The sequence below is a fragment of the Micromonospora sp. NPDC048842 genome (genome assembly GCF_040649935.1).
Lineage (GTDB): Bacteria > Actinomycetota > Actinomycetes > Mycobacteriales > Micromonosporaceae > Micromonospora > Micromonospora hortensis.
Map to the genome: position 1 here is coordinate 164414 of NZ_JBEZGK010000012.1, position 21006 is coordinate 185419.

23 protein-coding genes are annotated in these 21006 nt (G+C 69.9%); 12 read left to right on the top strand and 11 right to left on the bottom strand.

Annotated features, from left to right (window positions below):
* Positions 1-2: 2 nt before the first annotated feature.
* Positions 3-641, bottom strand: coding sequence for a HEAT repeat domain-containing protein (locus tag AB0C19_RS19080; RefSeq protein ID WP_357187055.1), 639 nt, complete (start codon positions 639-641; stop codon positions 3-5).
* A 259-nt stretch (positions 642-900) separates the two neighbouring features.
* Between AB0C19_RS19080 and AB0C19_RS19085 the strand changes: the two genes are divergently transcribed.
* Together AB0C19_RS19085 and AB0C19_RS19090 are read left to right on the top strand one after the other, a co-directional pair.
* The gene (locus tag AB0C19_RS19085; protein ID WP_357186874.1) at positions 901-1617 is read left to right on the top strand and encodes a carbonic anhydrase; all 717 of its coding nucleotides are present in this window, start codon (positions 901-903) and stop codon (positions 1615-1617) included.
* A gap of 489 nt (positions 1618-2106) precedes the next feature.
* Positions 2107-2307 carry a hypothetical protein gene (locus tag AB0C19_RS19090; RefSeq protein ID WP_357186877.1) on the top strand — a complete coding sequence of 67 codons (201 nt, stop codon included), beginning with the start codon at positions 2107-2109 and terminating at the stop codon, positions 2305-2307.
* Positions 2308-2395: 88 nt separating this feature from the next.
* Here AB0C19_RS19090 and AB0C19_RS19095 read toward each other — a convergent pair whose 3' ends face one another.
* Positions 2396-2986 carry a hypothetical protein gene (locus AB0C19_RS19095; protein WP_357186880.1) on the bottom strand — a complete coding sequence of 197 codons (591 nt, stop codon included), beginning with the start codon at positions 2984-2986 and terminating at the stop codon, positions 2396-2398.
* Between the two features lie 187 nt (positions 2987-3173).
* Here AB0C19_RS19095 and AB0C19_RS19100 point away from each other — a divergent pair, with 187 nt between their 5' ends.
* Positions 3174-4361, top strand: coding sequence for a DUF418 domain-containing protein (locus tag AB0C19_RS19100; protein WP_357186883.1), 1188 nt, complete (start codon positions 3174-3176; stop codon positions 4359-4361).
* A gap of 9 nt (positions 4362-4370) precedes the next feature.
* Positions 4371-5462 carry a winged helix DNA-binding domain-containing protein gene (locus tag AB0C19_RS19105; protein WP_357186886.1) on the top strand — a complete coding sequence of 364 codons (1092 nt, stop codon included), beginning with the start codon at positions 4371-4373 and terminating at the stop codon, positions 5460-5462.
* Positions 5463-5475: 13 nt separating this feature from the next.
* Here AB0C19_RS19105 and AB0C19_RS19110 read toward each other — a convergent pair whose 3' ends face one another.
* The 4 genes from AB0C19_RS19110 to AB0C19_RS19125 form a co-directional block, all read right to left on the bottom strand.
* On the bottom strand, positions 5476-5919 hold the full coding sequence (locus AB0C19_RS19110; protein ID WP_357186889.1) for a DUF5990 family protein: 444 nt from the start codon (positions 5917-5919) through the stop codon (positions 5476-5478).
* Between the two features lie 14 nt (positions 5920-5933).
* Positions 5934-6587: a TMEM175 family protein gene (locus tag AB0C19_RS19115; protein ID WP_357186892.1), complete on the bottom strand. Its 654-nt coding sequence runs from the start codon at positions 6585-6587 to the stop codon at positions 5934-5936.
* A gap of 8 nt (positions 6588-6595) precedes the next feature.
* Positions 6596-7378: an MBL fold metallo-hydrolase gene (locus AB0C19_RS19120; RefSeq protein ID WP_357186895.1), complete on the bottom strand. Its 783-nt coding sequence runs from the start codon at positions 7376-7378 to the stop codon at positions 6596-6598.
* An 81-nt stretch (positions 7379-7459) separates the two neighbouring features.
* Positions 7460-7930, bottom strand: coding sequence for a hypothetical protein (locus tag AB0C19_RS19125; protein ID WP_357186898.1), 471 nt, complete (start codon positions 7928-7930; stop codon positions 7460-7462).
* Between the two features lie 156 nt (positions 7931-8086).
* On the opposite strand from AB0C19_RS19125, the gene AB0C19_RS19130 reads away from it, so the two are divergent.
* The 3 genes from AB0C19_RS19130 to bla all read left to right on the top strand — a co-directional run bounded on the left by AB0C19_RS19130 (position 8087) and on the right by bla (position 12526).
* Complete coding sequence (locus AB0C19_RS19130) at positions 8087-8788, top strand: DUF4396 domain-containing protein (RefSeq protein WP_357186900.1); 702 nt, start codon at positions 8087-8089, stop codon at positions 8786-8788.
* A gap of 171 nt (positions 8789-8959) precedes the next feature.
* Positions 8960-11575 carry a rifamycin-inactivating phosphotransferase gene (rph, locus tag AB0C19_RS19135; RefSeq protein ID WP_357186903.1) on the top strand — a complete coding sequence of 872 codons (2616 nt, stop codon included), beginning with the start codon at positions 8960-8962 and terminating at the stop codon, positions 11573-11575.
* 27 nt (positions 11576-11602) lie between these two features.
* Positions 11603-12526 (top strand): class A beta-lactamase, encoded by a 924-nt coding sequence (gene bla, locus AB0C19_RS19140; protein ID WP_357186906.1) that lies wholly within the window; start codon positions 11603-11605, stop codon positions 12524-12526.
* A gap of 5 nt (positions 12527-12531) precedes the next feature.
* Here bla and AB0C19_RS19145 read toward each other — a convergent pair whose 3' ends face one another.
* Entirely contained in the window at positions 12532-12963 is a 432-nt protein-coding gene (locus AB0C19_RS19145) for a helix-turn-helix domain-containing protein (RefSeq protein ID WP_357186909.1), read from the bottom strand.
* A 115-nt stretch (positions 12964-13078) separates the two neighbouring features.
* Here AB0C19_RS19145 and AB0C19_RS19150 point away from each other — a divergent pair, with 115 nt between their 5' ends.
* Positions 13079-13798, top strand: coding sequence for a DsbA family oxidoreductase (locus AB0C19_RS19150; protein WP_357186912.1), 720 nt, complete (start codon positions 13079-13081; stop codon positions 13796-13798).
* 12 nt (positions 13799-13810) lie between these two features.
* Here AB0C19_RS19150 and AB0C19_RS19155 read toward each other — a convergent pair whose 3' ends face one another.
* Positions 13811-14344 carry a TetR/AcrR family transcriptional regulator gene (locus tag AB0C19_RS19155; RefSeq protein WP_357187058.1) on the bottom strand — a complete coding sequence of 178 codons (534 nt, stop codon included), beginning with the start codon at positions 14342-14344 and terminating at the stop codon, positions 13811-13813.
* On the opposite strand from AB0C19_RS19155, the gene AB0C19_RS19160 reads away from it, so the two are divergent.
* The 3 genes from AB0C19_RS19160 to AB0C19_RS19170 all read left to right on the top strand — a co-directional run bounded on the left by AB0C19_RS19160 (position 14234) and on the right by AB0C19_RS19170 (position 16563).
* Positions 14234-15226, top strand: coding sequence for an NmrA/HSCARG family protein (locus AB0C19_RS19160; RefSeq protein ID WP_357186915.1), 993 nt, complete (start codon positions 14234-14236; stop codon positions 15224-15226). The genes AB0C19_RS19155 and AB0C19_RS19160 overlap by 111 nt on opposite strands.
* Before the next feature lie 126 nt (positions 15227-15352).
* Entirely contained in the window at positions 15353-15889 is a 537-nt protein-coding gene (locus AB0C19_RS19165) for an RICIN domain-containing protein (RefSeq protein WP_357186918.1), read from the top strand.
* 140 nt (positions 15890-16029) lie between these two features.
* Positions 16030-16563: an RICIN domain-containing protein gene (locus tag AB0C19_RS19170; protein ID WP_357186921.1), complete on the top strand. Its 534-nt coding sequence runs from the start codon at positions 16030-16032 to the stop codon at positions 16561-16563.
* Between the two features lie 78 nt (positions 16564-16641).
* Here AB0C19_RS19170 and AB0C19_RS19175 read toward each other — a convergent pair whose 3' ends face one another.
* Positions 16642-17646: a hypothetical protein gene (locus AB0C19_RS19175; protein ID WP_357186924.1), complete on the bottom strand. Its 1005-nt coding sequence runs from the start codon at positions 17644-17646 to the stop codon at positions 16642-16644.
* Between the two features lie 489 nt (positions 17647-18135).
* Here AB0C19_RS19175 and AB0C19_RS19180 point away from each other — a divergent pair, with 489 nt between their 5' ends.
* On the top strand, positions 18136-19080 hold the full coding sequence (locus tag AB0C19_RS19180; protein ID WP_357186926.1) for an SCO2521 family protein: 945 nt from the start codon (positions 18136-18138) through the stop codon (positions 19078-19080).
* On the opposite strand, the gene AB0C19_RS19185 is transcribed toward AB0C19_RS19180, so the two are convergent.
* Both AB0C19_RS19185 and AB0C19_RS19190 read right to left on the bottom strand, forming a co-directional pair.
* On the bottom strand, positions 19059-20024 hold the full coding sequence (locus tag AB0C19_RS19185) for an SCO2522 family protein (protein WP_357186929.1): 966 nt from the start codon (positions 20022-20024) through the stop codon (positions 19059-19061). The genes AB0C19_RS19180 and AB0C19_RS19185 overlap by 22 nt on opposite strands.
* Positions 20024-20920, bottom strand: a complete 897-nt coding sequence (locus AB0C19_RS19190) for an SCO2523 family variant P-loop protein (RefSeq protein WP_357186932.1) — start codon at positions 20918-20920, stop codon at positions 20024-20026. The genes AB0C19_RS19185 and AB0C19_RS19190 overlap by 1 nt, the downstream gene beginning before the upstream one ends.
* Between the last annotated feature and the right edge of the window lie 86 nt (positions 20921-21006).

The following is a 21006-nucleotide window of genomic DNA, read 5'->3' on the forward strand; positions in this document are numbered from 1 at the left end:
CGTCATCCCTTCTCGTGCGTCGGGCCGAGGGCGACGACACGCTTCGCCGCCTCGATCGCGAACTCGAACCCGGCATCCGGGTCCTGCATCAGACGTTGTGTGGCGACCGCGTGGGCGCGTACGCGCGGGTCGAGATCCCCCATCGCGGCGCGCAGGATCGGCATGACCACCTCGCCGAGCGCGATCAGCGCCCGGCTGAGGCTCAACTGCATCTCACGCCCGCCCCGCCCGAGCTGCGTCGACAACACCGTGGCCAACTCGGGCTCCCCGCCAGAGGGTACGAGCGCGACTGCCGCGCGCCAGGCACTGCGCGCCACCTCGTCGTCGGTGTCGGTCAGCAGCGTCCGGGTGATCGCCGGCCAGGCTCGCCGATCCCCGATCTTGGACAGCGTGTGCAATGCCTGACTTCGGGCCTGCGCGCGCTCCGAGCGGAGCTCATCGGTGAGCTTGGCAACGGTCAGTGCCGGTGGGTGGCGCAGGAGTGCCCAGGTGAGCATCTCGCGTACGGAGAACTCGGGCTCGACCGCGCAGCGCTCGATGAGCGTGTCGATGAGCTGCGGGTCAGGAGCCGTGCCGACCGCCAGCGCCGCGCGCAGCCGTACCGACGGGTCGCTGTTTCCCAGCCCATGCAGAGCCCTCATCGCGTTCGTGTCCTGTTGCGGCGTGGTCATCGGAATCACCCCTTTCCGCCCCAGTGAAGACCTTGTCACTGTGTCAAGGTCAACCCGTTCTCGCTGCTACTCGGGGCGCGGTCACCCGCACGTCGCTCAGGATCGTCGCCCGCTCATCGCGGTCGGTGGCGCCGGGTCTCTGTGAGCTTCATCTAATGACCATCCGGCAGCACCCACCTATATGGACAGCGGGCTGGTAGGAAGAGGCGAGTTGCCTCACCTCAGGGAGATGATCGTGGCACGTCCCCACCTGTCCCGCCGTTCGCTGCTGACCGCCGGTGGCGCCGCCGCCGTGGCGCTCGGCGCGGCCACACCCAGCCCGTCCGCCGCCTCCGCCGCGCCAGCCGACAACCCGGTCGAGACGCCGACGGAGGCGCTGCGTCGGCTACAGGCCGGCAACCGGCGGTTCACCTCCGGCCACGGCCGGCACCCGCACCAGGGCCTGACCGACCTGCACCGGCTCGCCGCCGGCCAGCACCCGTTCGCCATCACCGTCGGCTGCGCGGACTCCCGGGTGGCCCCCGAGGTGCTCTTCGACCAGGGGTTGGGTGACCTTTTCGACAACCGGGTGGCCGGCAACATCGTCGACGACCTGCTGCTCGGCAGCGTCGAGTTCGCCGTGGAGGAGTTCGGCAGCCTGCTGATCGTCGTCCTCGGCCACGAACGCTGTGGCGCGATCACCGCCACCATCGACGCCATCCACACCGGCGGTACGGCCCCCGGGCACATCGGCACCATCGTGGACGCCCTGCGTCCGGTCGTCGAGCCGGTGCTGGACCAGCCCGGCGACCCGGTGGAGAACGGGGTGCGCGCCAACATCGCCGCCCAGGTGCGGGCGCTCAGCGCACGCAGCACCATCATCGCCGAGAAGGTGCACGAGGGCGCGCTGCGGGTGGTGGGCGCCCGCTACGACCTGGACAACGGGCGGGTCTCCCTGGTGGCCTGACCGGGATCTCCCCCGGCCACCCCTTCGTCTGGTGGCCGGGGGCGACCGGGTTGGTACAGAGGCTCACGAGCTGTCGGGAGGTTGGAATCGCGTCGGCGACGCTCACCGACCAGCGACACCGAGTATGGACCCCTTATGAAATTGCTCGTGCGTGCTCGGACCAAACTGCAACGTTGAAGAAGCCTTTTACGCCACCGTTCAAACAACATTCTTCTGACCGTTCAGGGCGGCCCTGCGGACGCATTGGCGCCAGACGAGACAGGCGACGCGAGTCGACGTACGATGTCCCTGTGGCACTGGCTGGAGCGTCAATCGTGCTGGCAGTGGCCGCCGTGGTGGCGGTGTCCATGGCCCTGGCCGGGGCTGTGACTCGGCACCGGAGCCGACGGCGCTGAGACGCCCCTACGCAGTGGCGAGAGGCCGACGCCCGTTGAGTCCAGCACCATTTCGTGCACTGAAGTTCCGCGTAGGTCGCGCTAGCATCTGACGATGACCATCGTGCTCATTGTCGGACTGTTCTCCGTGGTGGCCGGCGCGCTGTTGGCATGGCGACCCATTGGAATGGCCCGCCTGGTAGGCCACTTCGGCCTGGTCAAATACGATCCAGCCAGGACTTCAGAATATCGGCTCACCGGAGTCGTGATGGCCGTAATCGGACTGGCGCTGACCGGGGTGGCCCTACTCCTCTGAGGTGACGACCGCGCCCAGCCGTTGGCAACCCATTCCCGGCCGCACCGACGGCGGCGCTGGCCGGTCAGCGGATGGGGCCCGACAAGCGTCACCTGTCACGTCGCGGTGCACGGGTACGGCGGTAGTAGGACCATCCGGCCAGCGGCAACGCGACCGCCCAGGCCAGCAGGAGCGGGAGACCAATGAGGACGCCGGTCGGGGTGAAGATGTCCTCTGCGCTGGATTCCGGCAGGTCCGCGGCGAACTGCCAGGGCAGGGTCGCCGAGTAGCCGATCATCAGGGCGGATCCCAGCACCGTTGGCGTCAGCGGCAACCACTGCGGCACCCGACGTCCGCGCAGCCACGGCACCCACCGGGGGAAGACCACGCCCCAGTCCTGAATGAGCCCCAGCGCCAGTACGCCGCCGAGCCCGGCGAGCACGCACAGGAGGCCCAGGTAGAACGCGCCGGCCGGCAGCCCCAGGAAACCGTCGACGGGGTGGTCCCCCACCCCGGGCCCCCGACCGTGGTACCACTCGCGGAACGGACCGGGGTTGGCGAACAGCGGGATGCCGAGGATCCAGGGCACGTGCAGCGGGATGAACCCCAGTACGGGGGCGATCCAGGCCACGTGCCCGGCTCGGCGGGCCCAGGGCGGCGGCGGGGCGGGCATGGCGTTCGTGTGTGGTGTTCGAGTCACGGCGTCGTCTCCATCAGCGGCGGGCGTTGGCACCTCTGAGATCACCGTCGCCGAACGGCGCGGCGAGCGGATCGCCGCGCGGAGGGAAATCGCCTCCCCCACCGCAGGGATGGTGTCTTTTCGTCACGACAGTCCGTGTGACGGAAACACTTCACGGCAGCGGGCCACGCTGCCGAGGCTGGACACCATGAATGTGACACGGCTCGACCGATCAGGCGACGGCCACCCACAGCCCTCGCCCGGGGACACCCTCGCCCGCATCACCGTCGTGGACGCGCTGCGTGGAAGCGCGCTGCTGTTGATCCTGCTGGTGAACATCGTGTTCTTCAGCTCCGGCTACGATTTCCACCTGGTCGACGATCCGGCGCGCGGCGCCGTCGACCTGCTGATCGCCGGCGCGGTGGAGCTGTTCTTCGCGATGAAGGCGTACCTGTTGTTCGCCTTCCTGTTCGGCTACAGCTTCACACTGCAACTCGACTCCGCAGCTCGGCGCGGCGCGGCGTTCCGCCCGGCGTTCCTGCGCCGGCTCTCCGGGTTGTTCGTCCTCGGTGTGCTGCACGCGGTGCTGCTGTTCCACGGCGACATCCTCACCACGTACGCGTTGCTCGGTCTCGTGCTGCTCGCGGTCCGGCGGATCGAGCCCCGCACCGCGCTGATCGCGGCGGCGTCCATCATCGGCGGCATCGCCGTCGTGGTCGGGATCGCCGCGGTCCTCGGTGCCACGCTGGTCCCGGACGAGGCCACAGCGGTCAGCGCCGGTGCCCGTTCGACGCTGGCCCTGGGCGGCGGCCTCGGCGATGTCGTCCTGGAGCACCTGCGGTCGATGCCGGCGATGATCGGCGGCCTCGCCGTGCAGGGGCCGCTGGCGTTCGCGGCGTTCCTCGTCGGCCTCGCCGCCGGCAAGCACCGGCTGCTCGCCACCGTGCCCGCCCACCAGGACCTGCTACGCCGGTGCGAACGGGTGGGGTATCCGATCGGTCTGGCCGGCGCCGTCGTGTTCGCGGTCGGTGGTTCTACGGCAAACCTGACCGGACTGATGGTCAGCATCGTCACCGCGCCGTTCCTGGCCGCCGCCTACGCCGCGACCCTGCTGCGCCTGTTCACGCGGCGGCCGCGCCTCGCGGACGCGTTCGCGCCCGCTGGGCGGATGGCCCTGACCAACTACCTGGCCCAGTCGCTCGTGTGTGTGCTCGTCTTCACCGGCGTGGGGTGGGGCCTGGTCGGCCGCACCTCGCCGGCACAGACACTGCTGATCGCACTGGTGATCTTCGCGGTGCAACTGGTGGTCAGCTCGTGGTGGTTGCGGCGGTTCCGGTACGGCCCCGTCGAATGGGCACTGCGCGCCTGGACCCACGGGGCGCGCCGCCCCAACTAGGGTGCTGACATGGTCGATCGGCACCAGGTGATGAACTTCCGGGTCCGGGCCCAACAGCTCGACCGGGCCGAGGGCACGCTCGCCGACACCGCCGTCCTGGACCTCGGGGTGCAGAACACCGGTCCGGACGGCGGGCGGTGGGCGCTGGCGGTACGCGGGGTCGACGTGACCGCGGTGTCCGACACCGACCTGGTCCTGCTGTGGACGGTGCGGGGCGCTCCCCACCTCTACCGCCGGACCGACGTTGCGAAGGTGGCGGCCGCCGTCGAACCCAACTCCTCGGCCGACGCGGGCAAGCGCATCTACGACGCCGCGAAACCGTTGAAGGCCGCCGGCATCGACACCCTCGCGGCCCTGGACGACATCGCCGGCCGGATGCGGGCCATCGTCAGCACGCCGACGGTCAAGGGGGACGTCTCCGCCCGCCTGGCCACCATGCTGCCCGAGCCCTACCTGCGGTTTTGCCGCCCGTGCGACGCCACGCACCTCTACGAGATGCCGTTCCGGCTCGCCGCCCTGCGGGCCGGACTGGAGTTGCAGCTCGACACCTCACCTCCGGTCCTGCGGCGCATCACCGGGTTCAGGAAAGCGGCCGCTACGGGCAACCGCTTCGACCTCATCCGCGCCTATCTTCGCCTGCTCGGTCCGGCCACCCCGAAACAGGTCGCCGACTATCTCGACGCCCCGGTGAAGGACGTCAAGGCGCGCTGGCCCGACGATGTGATCGAGGTGACTGTCGACCGCGAGGTGCGCTCACTGCTCGCCGCCGACGAGGAGGCGCTGGAGTCCGCCGACGGCACTGTCACCCGACTGCTCGGCCCGTTCGACCTCTTCCTCCAGGCCAAGGACCGGGCAACGCTGGTGCCGGACGCCGCCCACGCCAAGGAGCTGTGGCCGGTGTTGGGTCGCCCCGGCGCCGTCCTGGTCGACGGCGAGTTGGTCGGCACCTGGCGGCCCCGCAAGTCCGGCAGGACGTTCACTGTCGCCGTCCAGCCGTGGCAACGGCTGTCGAACACCACGCGTAAGGCCATCACCGCGCAGGCCGAACGCCTCGCCGCGTACCGCTCCGTCTCCCTCAGCGGCGTCGACTTCGGCAGCTAGTCGCCGACGACACTCACTCCACTGCCCAGGCGATGGCGGGCGGGTGCACCCGAGCGCAGATCGGCCCACCGGCGGCATCGGTCAACCCGACCCGGCCAACCAGCGTCCCGTTGCCCTCGTGGGCGGCGCGCAGCAGCGCGGTCGGCACGTCGGTGAACATCAGCTTCGCTCGTCGGAACATCGCGAAGCCGTCCTGGGTTACCGCGCCCCAGCTCAGATAGAGAAACCGCGCCCCGGGGCGGCCGTGCACCCAGGGGCCACCGACGTCGAGCGCACCGTCGATCTCGCGACTGGACACCTCGAAGGACCAGGTGGCGCGTGCCGCGTCGGCCGGCACCTGATCGACCACCTCGGCCTTGCGCTGCACCCCGACGTGCACGTTGCCCCGCCGCAGCGCGTCGGCCTCCGCACCGGGACGCTGACCTGGGAGATCGCTGCCGTCGATCCTGATCCGCATGGCACCGACTCTAGTTACCGGGCTGGCTGCCCGACGGGGGTGTCATCCTCGCCGTACTCGCCACGGATGGGCAGGTAGTAGGCGGGCAGGAACGCGGCGATGATGGCGACGCCGGCGATCGGCACGAACGCGCCGACGAGGATGCCGGAGCCGATCCAGACCAGGGCGAGCGCGAAGCGGCGGCCGATGGCCCGCGCACCGAGCGGCCCGAGGCCGGGGTCCAGCAGTTTGGCCCGGCGGAGGTGCGCCCACACGATGTTGAAGAGGGCCGCCGCCGTCCACAGTGTGCCGCCGTAGACGACGACCGACGCGCGCAGCCCCTGTTCGGCGCGCAACGCGTCGGCGAGCAGTGACGTGGAGAACGGCAGGAACGCGATGACCATCAGGAGCAACGTGTTGAGGAACAGCACCACTCGGTCGACGTGCCGGACGCGGTCGAACATGACGTGGTGATTCACCCACACCTGCCCGATGAGCAGGAAGCTCAGCGTGTACGCCAGGTACGACGGCCACAGCGCACCGAGCCCCTGGACGAGGCGACCGAAGTCGTGGGGCGGTTGGATCTCCAGCACGAGGAGCGTCACGGCGATCGCGAAGACACCGTCGCTGAAGGCCAGCAGCCGTCCCGGGCTACGGGTAAGCCGTGAAGTTTCCCTTTGGGGAGGCACCTCGCGAATTATGCTATATGTCGGCTTTCCTCATCGGCAACGCCGGCGGCAGTCTTGCGCAGGTAGGTCTCGGCCAACTGGCGTAGGCGCGTCCGGTCGAAGCTGTCCCCGTGGCCGGGATGGACGACGGACACGTCGAGGTCGACGAGGACCTGCATGCTTCGCCGGTACGCGGCCACGTCGGAGTTCGGCAGATCGTCGATCAGGGCGCCCTCGTAGACGATGTCGCCCGAGTACAGGGTCCCGGTGTGCTCCTCCATCAGGGCGATGCTCCCCGGCGTGTGGCCGGGAAGGTGCAGCACGGTCAGCACCCGCCCGCCCAGGTCGACCCGGTCGCCGTCGTCGAGCAGATGGTGCAGGGTCATCGGTGCGACGCGGTAGGCAGCCGGGTCGTAGTCGGGATCGGGCAGGACGTCGATCATGAGCTCCGGGATGTCTTCTCCGGCGGCGTCGATCCCGAGTTTGTCGAAGAGTTCCGCGCCGTACAGGCTCGCCGGTACGCCCGTCGCCAAGACCCCGGCCTCGGCGGGGTGGGCGGCCCGCTCTCCGAACTCTGACGCCCCACCGACGTGATCCAGGTGCGCGTGGGTGAGCACGATCATCGGATCGCGCTCGAACAGGCCCGGAATCGCCTCCCTTAGGGAGACGACGCCGAGCCCGGCGTCGATCACGATGTCCCGGTCGGTGCCCCGCAACCACCAGATGTTCGCCGACAACAGTTCGTTGACGTGCGGTTCCGAGATCCGGACGACGTCGCCGCCCACTTCGGCCCGCGCATACCAGTCGACCATTCCCGAGAGTGTGCCAGCGTGGCGACGGCGCTTCGACCCCGCGAATGGGCAGCATCGCCGACGTCCGAGCCTCGAACCGACTCAGATGATCGCGAAGAGGCGGTCGGCGGGCTCCACGACGGCGGCCAGCACCGCGCCGGGCACGAGGGCCGGGTCGGTCGCGCGGATCGTGTCCGCCTCGAAGGTGGCGAATCCCGGCCCGCTGATGCGCAGGTGGACTTCCAGCTCGGGATTCTCTCCAGCCAGGTGGTTCGCCACCGCGAGGATCTCCGCCGTCGCGGCGACACCGGCGGCTGACAGTCGACGCGCGTCGCGGCGCGAGCGGCCCACCACCCGCCAGCCGAAGACGCCGAACCCGACACCGATGGCTGTCGCCAGGACGCCACCGACCAGCAGACCCCAGAAGTCGCTGGACGATCGCGGCGGGTCCAGTGTCACGGCGGTGACGAGCAGGACCGGTCCGGGTAGGCAGATCGCCAGGAACAGGAGCCGGGAGAGCAGCGCGCCCACCGGACCGACACGCGCTTCCGCTTCGCGGGGGGCACTCGTCACCCTTGCACCGTAGTGCAGCGGCCGGCTGGCTCACTCCACCGTCCAGGCGGGGCCGGGAAGGGTGAATCCGTCCGCGCCGGCACGCGGGAACGCCCGATCCGCCGATCCGTTCGAGTACGCCGTGAAAGACTCGCCCAGCTGGCGGAAGGGGCGGGGATGCAACCAACCTGGCTCGTAGCGCTCTCATGGGCTTCGCTCGCGCTCGGCGTCGTCAGCCTCGCGGTCGTGCTGGCCGACACCTATCTCCGCGGAAACCGTCAGCCGGTCCGGGTCATGGAGATCGTCTGGCTGGTGACCGTCCTCTACATCGGCCCGGCCGCTGTCCGCCTCTACTGGAACTGGGGCAGGCCCGAGGCGTTCTCACGGCGGCGACAGGAGGGGCAACCGCGACGGCCCCGCCGGGCCATCGTCGTCACCCACGTGTCCCGCTGCGGCGCGCACTGCGCTCTCGGGTTCATCGTCGCCGAGGTCGCCCTGTACGCCGTGAGATTCGACCCGGCCGAGGACCCGCTGTGGCTCGACTACGCCGGGGACTACCTGATGGCGGTGACGATCGCCGTGCTCTTCCGGTACTTCGCCGGGCCGGGTCGCAGCCTCGGAAAGGTCTGGCACGCGCTGTCGAATGTCGGCAGGATCGAGCTGCTGACCATCACCGCGTTCGAGGTGGCGCTGTTCGTATGGCTGACGCTCGCGCATCGCGTGGTCTTGCCGGAGCCGCCTCTGCGACCCGACAGCCCCACGTTCTGGTTCGCCGGTCAGCTCGGGCTGATAGCCGGCTTCGTCGCGGCCTGGCCGACCGCCTCCTGGCAGCTCGGCCGAGGGCTGAGATTCGAGCCGCGCCGGCTCCCCGACGACTGAGCGGGGCCCGACAGCCCCGAAGAACAACAAAAGGCAAGGAGATCCCTCTCCCTGCCACTTCTAACGTATACCGCACCTGGGGGCTTGCGGCAAGACCCCGGTGGTGGCGCAGAATCGGCGGCCGGACCAGCACAAACGAGGTAACGGGGGCCAGACGTGGGTGTGTTGTCGATGGACGGGAACCGCGGCGACCGGGCACCGCTGTTGGATCTTCGAGAGGTCGACGAGACGCAGGTGTCGGTCGTCGGCGGCAAGGCCGCGCACCTGGGCGCGCTGTCCCGAATCGACGACATCCGGGTGCCGGGGGGGTTCTGCGTGACGACGGCCGCCTTCCGGCGGATCATGGCGCAGACGCCGGCGATCAACGATCGGCTCGATCAGTTGTCGCGCCTGAGCCCGGACGACCGGGAGGCGATTCACACGCTCAGCGCGGAGATTCGCCGCAGCGTCGAGGAGACCCCGATCCCGGGCGACCTGGCCGCCGCGATCACCGGCGCGCTCGCCCGGTTCGGCGAGCAGGCCGCCTTCGCCGTGCGGTCCAGCGCGACGGCGGAGGACACGCCCACTGCGTCCTTCGCCGGCCAGCAGGACACCTACCTGAACGTGGTGGGGCCGGAGGCGATCCTGCGGCACGTCAGCCGGTGCTGGGCGTCACTGTTCACCGAGCGGGCCGTCATCTACCGCCTGCGCAACGGCATCGACCACCGGACCGTCCAGATGGCTGTCGTCGTACAGCAGATGGTTTTTCCGGATGCCTCCGGCATCCTGTTCACGGCGGACCCGGTGACGGGCAACCGGACTGTCGCGACAGTCGATGCCAGCTTCGGCCTCGGCGAGGCCCTGGTGTCCGGCCTGGTGAACCCGGACGTCTTCACGGTGCGCGACGGCGAGGTCGTCGCCGGCACTGTCGCCGCGAAGCAGCGAGCCGTCGCGGCGCTGCCCGGCGGCGGCACGCGGGAGGTGGCGATCGACACCCACCGGCAGGAGCAGCCGGCGCTGACGCGGGCTCAGGTGGTGCGACTCGTGCGGCTCGGGCGACGGATCGAGGCGCATTTCGGCCGTCCGCAGGACATCGAGTGGTGCCTGGTCGACGACGACTTCCAGATCGTGCAGAGCCGGCCGATCACCACGTTGTTCCCCATCCCGGCGGCCGATGACCAGGAGAACCACGTCTACCTCTCGGTCGGTCACCAGCAGATGATGACCGACGCCATGCGGCCGCTGGGGCTCTCCATGTGGCAGCTGACCGCCATGGCCCCGATGCTGGCGGCCGGCGGGAGGTTGTTCGTCGACGCCACCCGACTGCTGGCCTCCCCCGCCGGCCGCGCCGGTTTCCTCACGATGGCGGGGCGCGACGATCCGCTGATGAGGGACGCGCTGGAGACCCTGATCGACCGCGGAGACTTCATTCCGACGCTCCCGGACCAGGGCGGTCCGGGTAGGCCGACGACCGGCGGCGCGTCCACCTCGACCGAGACCGACCCGGCCGTCGTCGCCGAGCTGATCGAGCGCAGCGAGGCGTCCATCGCCGCCCTGCGGCGCGATATCGCGACGGTGACCGGTACGGCGCTGTTCGACTTTCTGCTGGAGGCCTTCCAGGAGCACAAGCGGGTCCTCGGTGATCCGCTGAACATGCGAGCGATCATGGCCGGCATGGAGGCCACCTGGTGGCTCAACGACAGGTTGCACGAGTGGCTGGGCGAAAAGAACGCCGCGGACACCCTCACGCTCTCCGCACCCGGCAACGTCACGTCGGAGATGGGGCTGGCGCTGCTCGACGTCGCCGACGTGATCCGTCCGCATCCGGAGGTGGTGGCGTTCCTCCAGGACGTCGCGCACGACGACTTCCTCGACGAGCTGCCAAAGGTCGCGGGCGGGGCCGAGGCGCGCGCCGCCATCGAGGCGTATCTCGACCGGTACGGCATGCGCTGCGTCGGCGAGATCGACATCACCAGGCCGCGGTGGAGCGAACGCCCCGGCACGCTGGTGCCCGTGCTGCTGGACAACGTCAAGCTCTTCGAGCCGGGCGCGGCCCGGCGGCGCTTCGAGCAGGGTGAACAGCAGGCGCGGCAGCAGGCGCAGGAGGTGTTGGCGCGCCTGCGGGCGCTGCCGGACGGGGAGCAGAAGGCCGACGAGACCGCGCGCATGATCGACCGGGTGCGGGCCTTCATCGGCTACCGGGAGTACCCGAAGTACGACATCATCAGCCGCTACTTCGTCTACAAGCAGGCGCTGCTGGCTGAGGCCGAACGGCTGGTGCACGCCGGCGTGCTCACCGAGGCCGAAGAGGTCTTCTACCTCACGTTCCAGGAGTTCCACGAGGTCGTGCGCTCGCACCGGGTGGACGACGAGCTGATCCGGCGGCGCCGCGACGAGTATCGGTCACACCAGGGGCTCACCCCGCCCCGGGTGCTGACCTCCGACGGCGAGGCGATCACCGGGGCGTACCGACGCGACGACGTGCCGGCCGGCGCCCTGGCCGGTGTGCCGGTGTCCGCCGGGACTGTGGAAGGACGCGCCCGCGTCATCCTGGACATGGCACAGGCCGACCTCGAAGCGGGTGACATCCTCGTCACTGCCCACACGGACCCGAGCTGGACTCCCCTGTTCGTCGGTATCGCTGGCCTGGTGACGGAGGTCGGCGGGTTGATGACGCACGGCGCGGTGATCGCGCGAGAGTATGGCCTACCTTCTGTCGTCAGCGTGCTCGACGCCACCCGGCTGATCCGCGACGGGCAGCGGATCCGCGTGCACGGCAGCGACGGGTACGTCGAGATCCTGCCCTGACCGACGGCACCCTCAGGAGGAACGACGATGGCGGTTTCGGTCCGACGACTGGCGATCGCGGTGGCGGCGGCGGCGACGCTGGTGTCGTTGGTGGGGTGCGGCAGCGGCGACGACGCCACCGAGGCGCGGACGACGCCGAGCCCGGAGGCGACGCTCGCCTCGCCGCCGGCCGCCGATCACGAGTTCCGGCAACTGGAGGAGCAGTTCGGGGCGCGGCTGGGCATCTCCGCCGTCGACACGGGCACCGGTCGCACTGTGGAATACCGCGCCGACGAGCGGTTCGCGTACGCCTCGACGTGGAAGGCCCTCGCTGCCGCCGAGGTGCTCGACGGCACCACCGACGCCCAACTGGATCGCGTGGTGCGGTACTCGGCGCGGGACCTGGTGGCGCACTCCCCCATCACCGAGAAGCACGTCGGCGAGGGCATGAGCCTGCGCGCCCTCGCCGACGCCGCCGTGCGCTACAGCGACAACACGGCCGGCAACCTGCTGCTGCGCCACCTCGGCGGACCGGCGGGGTTCGAGGCGAAGCTGCGCGCGCTGGGCGACACCGTCACCGACGTCGCCCGCTACGAGACCGCGCTGAACGAGGCAACACCTGGCGACAGGCGGGACACCAGCACCCCGCGGGCCCTGGCTGGCGACCTCCGGGCGTACACAGTGGGGGTTGCCCTGGAACCGGCGGACCGCGACGTGCTGCGCGGCTGGCTGCGGGGCAACACCACCGGCGCGGCGTTGGTCCGCGCCGGGGTGCCGGCCGGCTGGGTGGTCGGGGACAAGACCGGGACCGGTGGGTACGGCACCCGCAACGACATCGCGGTGATCTGGCCGCCCGACCGGGCCCCGATCGTGCTCGCCGTGCTCTCCAGCCGCGACACGAGGGACGCCACCCCCGACGACGTCCTCATCGCCCAGACCACCCGGGTGGTCGTCGCCCAACTGCGAGCATGAGTCGGTCAGGTCGCGCTGCCGCTGTCGTACGCCGTCTGGTGGCGGCGGATCTCGGCGTGGTGGTCGGCGGACCAGGCCGCCAGGGCCAGGACGGTGGAGAGCAGTGACCTGCCCAGGTCGGTGAGGGCGTACTCGACGCGGGGTGGCACCTCGGGGTACGACGTCCGGCTGACGAGCCCGGTGCGTTGGAGGTGTTTCAGGGTCAGCGTGAGCATGCGTTGGGAGATGCCGGGGATCGCGTCGCCCAGGTCCGAGTAGCGGACAGGGCCGTCGGCCAGCGTGCCGATGATCAGCACGCTCCACTTGTCGCCGACGAGGTCCAGGACCTCCCGGATGAAGTCGGCGTCCTCGTCGTTCCAGTGTGCGCAGGGCCCCGGGGCGGCCCGGACGTTCCCCCGGACGTTGGTGCGCCTGCGCCGGAGATCTCCTGCGCTCATCCTCGCCACCCCTCCGCGCAGCCCGCGCTACGCACATGAATGTACCTTTTGTGGCTCTCCGATTCTGACGCATCATGGCCCTACGAACAAGAAGTGAGAATCGAGGAGGAGAACCGTGAAGATCGAGTTCTGGTCGGACATCGTCTGCCCGTACTGCGGGCTGATGGACCACCGGCTCCACCAGGCCCTGGACCGGCTGCCGTACGGCGGTCAGGTCCAGGTGATCCACCGGTCGTTCCAGCTACATCCCGACCTGCCCCGAGCGGGCCTCAGTCAACGAGAGTTGATCACGATGGCGGGGGCTCCCGCGACGACAATCGACCGGGTCCTGCGGCCCATCGAGCGTGCGGCCGAGGCGGAGGGTTTGACGCCCTACCACGCGGTGGACCGCACGCTCGGGCCGACAGATTTCGCCCACGAACTGCTCGCGTACGCGACCGACCAGGGGCGCGGCGCCGAGATCTGGACGGCGATGTTCCGCGTGCACTTCGGGCAGGCCCGCAAGCTGTGGACCGTCGAGGAGGTCCTCGACTTCGCCGCCGAGGTGGGTCTGGACAGCGCCGGGGCCGCCGACGCCCTGCGAAGCCGCCGCTACCGGGCCCGCGTGGCGGCCGACCAGCGCGAGGCACAGCGCCTCGGGGCACGCGGCGCGCCGTTCCTCGTCTTCGACGGCCGCTTCGCCGTCCCCGGAGCGATCGGCCTCGACGACCTGCTCGCGGTCATCGACAAGGCGTGGACCGAGAGCCACCCGACACCACAGCCGCTGCCGGTGGTCGGTGCGGCCGAGGGCATGTGCGCCCCGGACGGGTGTGCGGTGCCCGACCGCACCACCTGAGCTCGCGCCCCGTCACCCTCGGCGTGGGCTGATTCCCGCTACCGCCAGGTCGAGCAGTCGGGTCGCGGCGGCGGCGGGATCGGCGTGATGCTCGGTGGCCAGGGCGATGCCGGTGATCAGCGCGAGCAGATCGGTGATGGTCACCTCTGGTGGCACCGCGCCCGCCGTCGCGGCCCGGCGTACGAGCGGCTCGCCCGCCTCGGTGAGCTGCGCGGTGGCGCAGTGCTCGTGCGCGTCGGTGGGGCTGGCCATGCAGTCGCGGGTCAGTGCGATGGCCAGCCCTCTGATGGTGGCGACGTTCCCGTTGACGGCGGCGAGCCAGTCCAGCAGCGCGGCCCGCGCGTCGGCGGCGTCGAACAGCTCGCGGGCGCGGGCGCCGAGGTTCTCGATCACGCCGCGGAAGACGGCGTCCAACAACGCGTGGCGGCTCGGGAAGTGTCGGCGCACGGTGGCCGAACCGACTCCGGCGATGCGGGCGATCTGCTCCAGGGACGCGTCGGCGCCAAATCCGCACCCGTCCTGGTCACCGGCGCCACGGGAAGGCAGGGTGGTGCCACCGCTCGGGCCCTGCTCGCGGCCGGCGTACCCGTCCGGGCACTGGTCCGTGATCCCGCGACCAACCGCGCGCGGTCGGTCGAAGCCCTCGGGGCCGAACTGGTCACCGGAGACCTCGACGATCGCGACTCGCTGGTCCGGGCCGCGCACGGAGCACGGGCCGTCTTCTCGGTGCAGATGCCCGCGATGGACGGCAACGCCATCAACTTCGACGGCGAGCTGGCCCAGGGCGTCAACCTGATCGAAAGCGCGCTGGCCGCGAAGGTGCCGCAGTTCGTCCACACCTCCGTCAGTGGCGCCGGCCAGCACACCGAGGCGCCCGGCTGGGCCGAGGGCCGCTGGGTGACGATGGAGCCCTATTACACGACAAAGGCAGCAATCCAGGATCGGGTACGCGAGGCGGGCTTCACGCACTGGACGCTCATCAAGCCGGGCTTCTTCATGGACAACCTCCTCCCCTCGGTGGCGTACCTGCTCCCCCGGGGCGTCGCCGGCGGGCTGGCGACGGTCCTCAAGCCACAGACCTCGCTCTCCCTCGTCGCGGTCGACGACATCGGCCGCGCGACCGCCGCGGCCATCGCCGAACCCGATAGGTTCCACGGTGTCGAACTGGAGCTGGCGAGCGACCACCTGACGATGACCGAGATCGCCAAGACGCTCTCCGACGCTCTGGGCGTCGAACTGACCGCGCCCGACATGACCGAGGAGGAGGCGGTCGCCGCAGGGATGCCGGAGTGGGCCGGCATATCCCACGAGCAGATGAACGTTGTGGGCCAACCCGCTCGCCCGGAGTACGCGAGGGCCCTCGGCATCCCCGTCACGACGTTCGCCGAGTGGGCTCGCGACAACCTGCCTGAGCCGTCAGGTCGCTGAGGAGGCGACGCCGCACTCACTCACAGTGCGCGCATCTCGCCGCTCGCGGGCCTGCTCGGGTAGCGTGCATCGAGCATGATCGCTAGCCTTACCGGTCCCTCCACATTGGACAACGGAAGGCTCTTCATGAAGCGCAGAATGATGACCAGCCTGGTGGCGATGTTCGCCATGATCGCGGCGACGCTGATCGGCACCGGCAGTCCGGCGGCGGCGGCCTCCTCCGGCCCGTGGATTGTCCAGCCGTTCACGAACCTCTACTGCCTCCACCCGGCGGGCTACTCGTCGGCGCTCAACGTCGTCGTCGAGCAGCGCCTCTGCGAGGGTGGACTGAACCGCAACTGGATCTTCACCACGACCAGTTCGGGCTACTACCACATCTCGTACCGCAACGGCGGAAGGTGCATGGCCGTCCGCGGCGCGGTGACCACCGAGCGGGCGAAGATCGCCACGCAGGTGTGCGGCGACGCCCGCCTCAACGACCAGTGGCTGCCGATCAAGCTCTTCGGCTCCGGTGGTTCCGACTACTACCAGCTGAAGAACCGCAACACCGGCAAGTGCATGGCGGTCGAGGGCAACTCGGTGCAGAGCGGCGCCGACATGATGCAGTTCACCTGCTACACGACGTCCAACAACCAGGCCTTCACCTGGTTCTCCCCGTCGTAGGCACGCCCTGCGGCCGGGAAGCGGGACCTCCCGGGGTCCCGTTCCCGGCCGGTGGCAAAAGGTGGCCGACGGTGGCGCACATCGAGCATGATCGTTAGCCTTACCCCGATCTTCCACTTTGGACGAAGGAAAGGCCCCTCATGCAGCGCAGAACGATGACCGGTTTGGTGGCGGTGCTCGCCATGATCGCGGCGACGCTGGTCGGTACCGGCAGCCCAGCGGCGGCAGCCACCACCGGCCCGTGGGTGATCCAGCCGTACACGAACGACTACTGCATCCACCCCGAGGCGTACGCGTCGGCGAGCGGGACCGTTGTCGATCAGCATCTCTGCGACAGAGGACTGCTCCGCAACTGGAACTTCACCACTACCAGCTCGGGCTACTACCACATTTCCTACCGCAACGGCGGAAAGTGTATGGCCGTCCGCAACGCGTCGAAGACCGAGCGGGAGAAGATCGTCACGCAGGGGTGCGGCGACGCCCGCCTCAACGACCAGTGGCTGCCGATCAAGCTCTTCACCTCCGGGTTCGCTGACTATTACCAGCTGAAGAACCGCGGCACGGGCAAGTGCATGGCGGTGGAGGGCAACTCGGTGCAGAACGGCGCCGACATGATGCAGTTCACCTGCTACACGACGTCGAACAACCAGGCCTTCACCTGGGGCCTGGACTAAGCAACGCCGTTGAGCCGCGCGGCGGGACCCCCTCCGGGTCCCCCCGCGCAGGGCGTTGTGCCCACCGCGACCACTCCGTCAGTCGGTTGTCAGCCCTCGGGTCGCCAGCACACTGAGGGAGGCGGCGCTGTCACCGCCGAGCTTGGCGCGAGCCGCCGCTGGCTTGCGCAGCTCGAACACCTCCACGAGGAGTGTCGGCGATGCGGACCGTTGGCGGATCGAGTCGACCTCCTGCCGGTCCGGGTTGAACGGCAGGACCTTCCACTGGTTCGCGGTCTCCTGCCAGTCGGACGAGACGGCCGCCACCAGGCCGTCGAGCATGCTCTCGTAGTCCTCCTTGCTGATCGGGCGGCCCATCCCGTATCGCTCACGCAGGGCGAGGATCTCGGGGGTGGGCGTTCCGGAGTACCTGCCGCCGTTCAGCCCGAGCCACCAGTGGGCGAAGTAGGCACCCTGGTAACCCTGGGCGAGGTAGCGCGATTTGTCGCGGTGCACCTCGATGACGAAGTTGTGCACCTGCGGGAACTGGCAGTCGAGCAACAGGACGGTCTCCGGGCTGGCGGGCCGCGCGAGCAGTGCTTTCCGGAGCTCGACGCCCTGCCCAGCCCGATAGGTCTCGCCCGACAGTTGGACGGGCTCGCCGCCCTTGTCCCGCAACTGCTCACGGATCTGGAACGCGGCTATGCCGCAGTTGGCCCACCGTCGGCTCTCGTCGCGCAACACGATCTGCGGGTCGCCGGTCCGCCCCGTGCTCGCCACCGCCGCGTTGAGCTTCGCCAGATCGTCACCGTCGACGGCCTTGTCACGATGCCGTTGACCGGTATCGGTCGCCCGCGTGGCCTCCCGCCGCGCGTAGCTGGTCGCGGCGGTGATGGCCTCGGCCCACGTCCCGAACCTCTGACCGTCCAGCAGGGTGCTCTCCGACCAGCTCACCAACGCGCCGACCACCTCCCCCCGTAGTTCGGTGGGCAGCAGCGGCTCGATCCTGGTCAGGATGTCGCCGCACGCCTTCTCATCGGTCTCCAGGTTGGGGATTCGACCGTCCGGTGGGTAGGTGTGCCGCTCCTCCGCGATGACCAACATCCGAGCCTCCACAGTCCTCTGTGTACCGACCGCCCCATGGCGAGCCAGGTTTCAGATTGAGTCCTCCGTGAGCGATCAGACACACAACGTCGGACTTCCGTCCCGGATCGCGACCACCGAACGGGGGCACGCCTTCCGCGAGCCGATCAGTGCGCGGGGGTGCTCGATTGATCCGCGACGGGTTGCCCGCCGGTGGCACCACCGTTTCGTGAACGGCGGCTGAGAAGGTCGCCGCGATGACGTCCTCCGGGGGCGAGGACGTGGCGTACACCCTCCAGATACACGGCCGGGCCCTCGTCGTCGGACCTGGCCCTTTACCCTATTGGTGAGAATCGATCTGCACAATTGCGCCCGGGTTCGATTCCCGCGTGGCCTCGATGTGCCATCCACCGCGCAGTCGACAGCCTATGGGCTCTGAAACCATGTCGGAATCCCCGAGGTCCGGATGCTCCCCCACGGACGGGAGTGAGCAGACGGCACAATGGACACATGCTGACCCTCGGCGCGGTGCACACAGGTCTTGTGCAGCACTCCGGTGCGCTGCCGGTCGGCCGTGCGGCCGAACTGCTCGACCTCGTCGAAGGCGCCACCGTGGTGTCGGTGCGCCGCCCGATGGCCTGCACGACCTCACCCGAGGTGCTCACCGGCGTCGACTGTGACGCGCCCAGCGGCACCGGACGTCGCGTACGGCTCGTCGGCACTGTCATCGGCCGGGCGAGCCTCACCGGTGGCCGCGTCGCGCAGTCCTCGGTGGACTCTCGGCTGCAACGGGCTGCGACCAGCACTCGCCTGCCTTGGCACAATTACCTCGGCCGGCCTGGGCAGCTGGATGCGATCGGCAAGGTGAGCGCACCCGCCGTGGTCGACGGATACCTGCGCGGCGATGCCGGCCGCTTCGAAGTCCCGCACACGAGCCTCGACCTGGACGCCGTGGCCATGCAGCTGCTCGACCGGGTGCAGCGTGGCGATCTGCTGGACCGGCGGCCGCCGCTGCGGGCTCCGCGTACGACCCTGCGCTGGTCGATTACGGTGGACGACCGGTCATCGGTGGACGCCCGGGCGACCTTCACGGTCGGGGCCGGGCAGGCGCGCACCCTCGAGGTGACGCTGGGCCGCCACGACCCGGCCGCCGCCCGACTCCTCTGCGAGGACCTGGCGCTGCACGACTGGCTGGTGACCACTGTGTCCTCGGTGGTGGACGACCTCGCCGCCACGTCGTGGCCGCCGCCGGTCCGGGTCCGGCGGCTCAGCCTTCTCGTCGAACACCTCACGCGCCTGTGGATGCCCGGAGCCCGAGTGCCCGGTTCGATGAGTGCCCTGACGCAAGAGCTGGACCGGCAGGCGGGCCTCACCCGCCAGTGGACGGCCTGCGTGCAGTGGATCCGCGATCAGCTCGCCGCGGCGGCCGCCGTTCAGTCGTTGACGAAGATGTAGGCGATCCGATCCACGATCCGCTGCGGCAGCTCGATGCGCTCGGCCGTGCTTCGGCGCTGCAGTTCGTCCAGGAGGTCAGCGTCCACGGCGATCTGGCTCAGGATGGTCCGCACCGCGTGCTCCACCGGCAGCAACTGCGACCGGAGCACCGAGCACGTCTGATAGGCGGCGAACGGCTCGGCGTCGGGATTGAGCTGCAGAACCGGTGGCATCGTGGTCCAGTCGGTCGGCAGCGTCGCGGCCGGATCGAACCGCTGCGGACGGGCCACCACCGCGCCGTGACGGCGGAGCAGCCCAAGCCGCACCAACTGCCAGACCGAGGCCAACAGGGCGCACGACCACGTCGGCACCCCGGCGTCCTGCGACCACAGCTCGACGTCGACGAAGATGCTGTGCCGGGGGGTGCTGCTCTCCACGGGCGGCGACCAGTGCACGGGCGGGCGCATTGCCGGCCGGATCTCGCCCGGAGAGCGCCGTCCGTTGCAGAGCCAGCCTGATTCGGCGGCGAACGAGCCGGCGCCGGTGACCCGAGAAGCCGGGTCGGGCACCAGGCGGTCGGCGACGAGCCGGGCGAGCCTGAGCCCGTCCGCCTCGGCGCACGCAGATTCGCGGGCGAGGTAGTCGATGACGACTCCCGTCTGCTCGCAGGCGACGTTCAGCTGCTTGATCACCTCGTCCGGCGGCGGGATCTCGTTCGCGTAGTCGTCGATGAGGATGCAGGTGCTCAGGCGGGGTCGGACCCGGGGTGGCAACCGGCGGCGGCAGGACTCTCCTGCCGCCCGGAGCCACGGCTCGCTCCGAGCGAGATGCCGCAGCATCTCGCCGTCGCCGGGAACGTAACCTTCCGAGTAGAGATGACCCACCTCAACGGACAGGTGCGAGAGCGGAACGGATTCCGTACGCCGCCCGACCGTCGCCTCGGCGAACGTGACGTCCACACCCATCAACAGGCCTCCTCGCCGTCGACCATGATCGTCAGGAGCCGCTCGAAGGAGGCGACAGTGCCGGCTCCGGCGATCTTCCGCTCGTGCTGGTCGTCGTCGCAGACCAACTGCTCACGCCCGTGCAGCAGCGCATCGAACGGCACGGTCGTCCGGTCGGCTGCCATGCCGCCGGCGAGCCTTGTCAGATCGCGGTCACAGGCCCGCAGGAACTCCGTCTGCGCCTGGGTGAGCGTCGCCCCCTCGGCGTACGGATCGATCACTGCGGTCCGTACGAAGTGCAGACCCTCCTCGAAGGCCTCGGTGTCGTGGCCGCGCTGGCGGGCCACCTTGAGCAGACCGCGATCGTCGTGGACAAGGCCGGTGGCGGCCGTCACATGGTCGCGGGTCCACCTGTGGAACACGAGCCACCGCGCCGGGACCTTGCGGACTACCGGCATCGCCGTGGCGGCCAGGGCCATGTCGACGGCGAAGGACCGGCCCGCACTCAGATCGACGATCACCACCTGGAACTCCTCCGCCAGATGCAGGAGCAGTTCGGCGCACCGCTTGTCGATCGTGGGCGTGGTGACGAACTCCGAGCCGCCGCGGTCACCGGGGAACAGGACGAGTTGACCGGCGCCCGGCGGTCGACGGCGCAGGGCCGGGTGACCCGACCCGGCCCACACGTCGACGCGGTCGGGTTCACTGCTCTCGGCGAGCAGGTACGACTGCGTACCCCCACGCGCCGTGCCGCCCGCGACGGCGGGCACGTCGAAGACGGTGCCGGCTGTCGGCGACGCGAAGCTGAAATCGAGGTAGCACGTGTCCCGCCCGGTCAGGGCGCTGCGATAGGCCACGTTGGCGCCGACCACCGAGCGGCCGGCCCCGCCCTTGCCGGAGGTTGCGAAGATGAACACAGCCACCCCTTCCCCGGCACAGGCTAACCCGGCCACACAGCCCAAACGGCAGCGGTAAATGTCTACTCCTGCGAATTGCAAGAAGT

Coding starts and splice junctions, on each gene's coding strand:
- AB0C19_RS19080 (WP_357187055.1), bottom strand. CDS start 641: ATGAGGGCTCTGCATGGGCTGGGAAACAGCGACCCGTCGGTACGGCTG.
- AB0C19_RS19085 (WP_357186874.1), top strand. CDS start 901: ATGATCGTGGCACGTCCCCACCTGTCCCGCCGTTCGCTGCTGACCGCC.
- AB0C19_RS19090 (WP_357186877.1), top strand. CDS start 2,107: ATGACCATCGTGCTCATTGTCGGACTGTTCTCCGTGGTGGCCGGCGCG.
- AB0C19_RS19100 (WP_357186883.1), top strand. CDS start 3,174: ATGAATGTGACACGGCTCGACCGATCAGGCGACGGCCACCCACAGCCC.
- AB0C19_RS19105 (WP_357186886.1), top strand. CDS start 4,371: ATGGTCGATCGGCACCAGGTGATGAACTTCCGGGTCCGGGCCCAACAG.
- AB0C19_RS19110 (WP_357186889.1), bottom strand. CDS start 5,919: ATGCGGATCAGGATCGACGGCAGCGATCTCCCAGGTCAGCGTCCCGGT.
- AB0C19_RS19120 (WP_357186895.1), bottom strand. CDS start 7,378: ATGGTCGACTGGTATGCGCGGGCCGAAGTGGGCGGCGACGTCGTCCGG.
- AB0C19_RS19130 (WP_357186900.1), top strand. CDS start 8,087: ATGCAACCAACCTGGCTCGTAGCGCTCTCATGGGCTTCGCTCGCGCTC.
- rph (WP_357186903.1), top strand. CDS start 8,960: ATGGACGGGAACCGCGGCGACCGGGCACCGCTGTTGGATCTTCGAGAG.
- bla (WP_357186906.1), top strand. CDS start 11,603: ATGGCGGTTTCGGTCCGACGACTGGCGATCGCGGTGGCGGCGGCGGCG.
- AB0C19_RS19145 (WP_357186909.1), bottom strand. CDS start 12,963: ATGAGCGCAGGAGATCTCCGGCGCAGGCGCACCAACGTCCGGGGGAAC.
- AB0C19_RS19165 (WP_357186918.1), top strand. CDS start 15,353: ATGAAGCGCAGAATGATGACCAGCCTGGTGGCGATGTTCGCCATGATC.
- AB0C19_RS19170 (WP_357186921.1), top strand. CDS start 16,030: ATGCAGCGCAGAACGATGACCGGTTTGGTGGCGGTGCTCGCCATGATC.
- AB0C19_RS19175 (WP_357186924.1), bottom strand. CDS start 17,646: ATGTTGGTCATCGCGGAGGAGCGGCACACCTACCCACCGGACGGTCGA.
- AB0C19_RS19180 (WP_357186926.1), top strand. CDS start 18,136: ATGCTGACCCTCGGCGCGGTGCACACAGGTCTTGTGCAGCACTCCGGT.
- AB0C19_RS19185 (WP_357186929.1), bottom strand. CDS start 20,024: ATGGGTGTGGACGTCACGTTCGCCGAGGCGACGGTCGGGCGGCGTACG.